3 protein-coding genes are annotated in these 3,796 nt (G+C 53.8%); all 3 read right to left on the bottom strand.

The annotated features are described in order from the left end of the window. On the bottom strand, window positions 1-605 hold a 605-nt coding region (phbB, locus tag RMS03_RS03010; RefSeq protein ID WP_310625629.1), incomplete at its 3' end, for an acetoacetyl-CoA reductase. 62 nt (window positions 606-667) lie between these two features. Then, window positions 668-1,846, bottom strand: coding sequence for an acetyl-CoA C-acetyltransferase (locus tag RMS03_RS03005; RefSeq protein WP_310625628.1), 1,179 nt, complete (start codon window positions 1,844-1,846; stop codon window positions 668-670). 36 nt (window positions 1,847-1,882) lie between these two features. Beyond that, complete coding sequence (locus RMS03_RS03000; RefSeq protein WP_310625627.1) at window positions 1,883-3,556, bottom strand: class I poly(R)-hydroxyalkanoic acid synthase; 1,674 nt, start codon at window positions 3,554-3,556, stop codon at window positions 1,883-1,885. Window positions 3,557-3,796: the final 240 nt, after the last annotated feature.

The raw sequence follows: 3,796 nt of genomic DNA, 5'->3' as shown, positions 1-3,796 counted from the left end.
ACGATCTTTTCCAACACGTCAGGACGAATGGCGTTGACCATGTCGGTACCGATGTAGCCAGGTGATACGGTGTTGACGGTCACGCCTTTGGTGGCCAGCTCTTGGGCCAAAGCCATGGAGAAGCCGTGCATACCGGCCTTGGCGGCCGAATAGTTGGTTTGACCAGCTTGACCTTTTTCACCGTTGACCGACGAGATATTGATGATGCGGCCCCAGCCACGCTCCACCATGTCTGGCACCACTTGCTTGGTGACGTTGAACATGGAGTCGAGGTTGGTGTTCATCACCGCATCCCAATCTTCGCGCGTCATTTTCAAGAACATACGGTCTTTGGTGATGCCCGCGTTGTTGACCAACACATCGATAGGGCCGTGCTCTACTTTGGCTTTGGTGAAAGCTTCGACGGTGGAGTCCCAATCGCCCACGTTGCCCACCGATGCGTAAAAGGTATAGCCCAGCGCTTTTTGCTCGTCCAACCATTTGTTGAAATCACGTGTGGGTCCACAACCTGCAATGACAGTGAACCCTTCCTTGTGAAGGCGCTGGCAAATGGCGGTTCCGATGCCACCCATGCCGCCTGTGACGTACGCTACTTTCTTGCTCATTTTTTGTCTCCTGTTTTATGAGTTTTAAGTGAATGAAATTTGAAATCTGAGTGATGAAGGCCTCAACGCTCCAAGGCCAATGACACGCCCATGCCACCACCGATACACAACGCAGCCAAGCCCTTTTGGGCGTTGGTGCGCTGCATTTCGTGCAGCAAAGTCACCAAGATGCGGCAACCTGATGCGCCGATAGGGTGACCAATGGCGATTGCGCCACCGTTGACGTTGACCTTGGCGGGGTCAATGTCCAATTCGCGGTTGACGGCGCAAGCCTGCGCAGCAAACGCTTCGTTGAGCTCGAACAAATCAATGCCGGAGGCTTTCCAGCCCGCACGTTGCAAGGCTTTGCGTGAAGCAGATACAGGGCCCATACCCATGACAGCAGGGTCCAAGCCGCTTGTACCAAACGCGGCAATGCGTGCCAAAGGCGTCAGCCCCAAGGCCGCCGCCTTCTTGGCGGTCATCACGACCACAGCAGCCGCGCCATCATTGATGCCTGAGGCATTGCCGGCGGTCACCGAACCCGCTTTGTCAAAGGCAGGACGCAGACCCGCCAAGGCTTCAGCCGTGGTTTTTTTGTTGATGTATTCGTCGAGATTGAACGCCAGCGGGTCACCCTTGCGCTGAGGAATATGCACCGACACGATTTCGTCTTTGAATTTGCCCGCCTCTTGTGCAGCCGTGGCTTTTTGCTGACTGGCCAAGGCCAAGGCGTCTTGCATATCACGGGTGATGCCGTGGACCTTGGCCACGTTCTCAGCCGTGATGCCCATGTGGTATTGGTTGTACACGTCCCACAGGCCGTCCACAATCATGGTGTCAATCATGTTCCAGTTGCCCATGCGTTGGCCATCACGCGAACCGAGCAGCACATGGCCTGAAGCACTCATGTTTTCTTGCCCACCCGCCACCACGATGTCGCTGTCGCCATACGCCACGGCTTGTGCGGCCAACATGACTGACTTGAGACCCGAGCCGCACACGGCATTGATAGTCAATGCGGGCACAGCGTTAGGAATGCCAGACTTCATCAAGGCTTGACGCGCTGGGTTTTGGCCTGCGCCAGCAGCCAACACTTGGCCCATGATGACTTCACCCACCAAGGCGGGGTCCACTTTGGCGCGTGCCAAGGCTTCGCGAATCACGATGGAACCTAACTCTGTTGCTGCGATTTTGGCGAGTGAACCACCAAACTTGCCCACAGCGGTGCGAGCGGCTGAAACGATGACGATGTCTTCCATGAAAGTCTCCAACTATTTATTTGAAAGGTTTAAAAATCAATGGCTTGCGCGTTGTTTGACGTAACGACCAGGGGCGTCCTCGATCGCTTTGTATTTGCCCTTGCCATAGGTCTTCGGTGCAGCGATTTGCTTTCCAGCATGTGACTTGAGCCAGTCTGACCAATCGGTCCACCAGCTTCCTGGATGCTCTTTGGCTTTTGCAATCCACTGGTTGACGTCTTTGGGAAATGTCGTCTCGCTACCCGTCCAAAAACAGCGTTTGTTCGCTGCTGGTGGATTGATCACCCCTGCAATGTGGCCCGAGGCGCCCATGACAAAACGTTTTTTACCTGGGAACACCTGCGTGGTGGCATAAGCCCCCCCAATGGGCACGATGTGATCTTCACGTGAACCGTAGATGTACACAGGCATATCGACTTGGCGGAAATCAATCTTCTCGCCACAGACCTTGGTTTTGCCAGGCTTGACCATGTTGTTTTCGAGGTAAGTATTGCGCAGGTACCAGGCATACATTGGGCCAGGCAAGTTGGTGGAGTCGCTGTTCCAGTACAACAAGTCAAACGGCGGTGGCGTTTCGCCTTTGAGGTAATTGCCCACCACATAGTTCCACACCAAATCATTGGGGCGAAGGAAGCTAAAGGTCGACGCCATGTCTTTGCCCTTCATCAGGCCACCTTTGGCAAACTGACCTTCGCGGTACTTCACAAAGCCTTCATCAATGAAGACATCCAAGACACCAGTATCAGTGAAGTCAATCAAGGTCGTGAGGAAGGTGGCGCTGGCCACAGGCTTGTCACCACGCGCAGCCAACACGGCCAGCGCATTGGAGAGGATGGTGCCGCCCACACAGAAACCCAGCGCATTGATTTGCTTTGTGGTGCCAATTTCTTGAACCATGGAAATGGCCTTGATCGCCACTTGCTCCACATAGTCGTCCCACGTGGTGTGCTTCAACGACTCATCGGGGTTACGCCAACTGACCACAAAGGTGCGATGACCTTGGCTCACGGCATACCGAATGAGTGAGTTGTTGGGTTGCAAATCCAGGATGTAGAACTTGTTGATGCAAGGAGGAATCAGCAAGAACGGACGTTCGTAGACTTTGGCGGTGAGCGGCTTGTATTCGAGCAACTGGAAAAACTCGTTTTCAAACACCACTTTGCCCTCGGTCGTAGCCACGTTCTTGCCGACTTCAAACAGGCGCTCATCGGTCATCGACACGTGACCTTGCTGCATGTCGTGCAATAAGTTTTGAATGCCTTTGGAAATGCTCTCGCCTTTGGTATCAATGGCTTTTTGCTGGGCTTCTGCATTCAAGGCCAAATAGTTGCTGGGCGCAGAGGCTGCGGCCCATTGCTCGACGGCGAATTGGATACGGGCTTTGGTTTTCGCGTCGGTCTCGGCGGCATCGGTGAGCGCCATCATCGTGCGGGTGTTGAGCAAGTAAGCGGCGGCGGCGGCGGCAGCCATTGGGTTGTGCGACCATGCGTCACCAGAGAAGCGACGGTCTTTCACCTTTGGGGTACCTTGCAAACTTTGATTCCACAACTCGGTGGCTTGTGCGATGTATTGTTTTTGCAAGGCTTCGAGCTTGTCGGGCGAAAAGCTCAATGAGGGCGTATTGGCATCCCCGCTACCTATTGTCTGAAATGAGGCCAAAGCTTTGAGCCAGCTATCCCCTAGGCTCTTGAGGGCCGCATTCTGATCCATCGCATATCTCCTATACAGTCGCTGTTGGCTTTTTCACTGTCACCAGTATGTCCGTGAAATACCTTCGCATTTCTGACAGATATCAAACTCAAGCGAAAACCCCTAGGGAACATCTGCATAACCTTCTTGTAAACCCTGACAGCGTGAACGCCATAGACTGCGTTGAATACACATGAAACAAACCAGCCTATCGATCAGCGGCTTTGAGCTGCAAAGTAAACGCACACGTCGACGAGAGTT

Origin of the sequence: Limnohabitans sp., assembly GCF_031538885.1 — a bacterium.
In the GTDB taxonomy this organism is placed as follows: Bacteria; Pseudomonadota; Gammaproteobacteria; order Burkholderiales; family Burkholderiaceae_C; genus Limnohabitans.
This window is presented reverse-complemented; position numbering and strand designations above follow the sequence as displayed.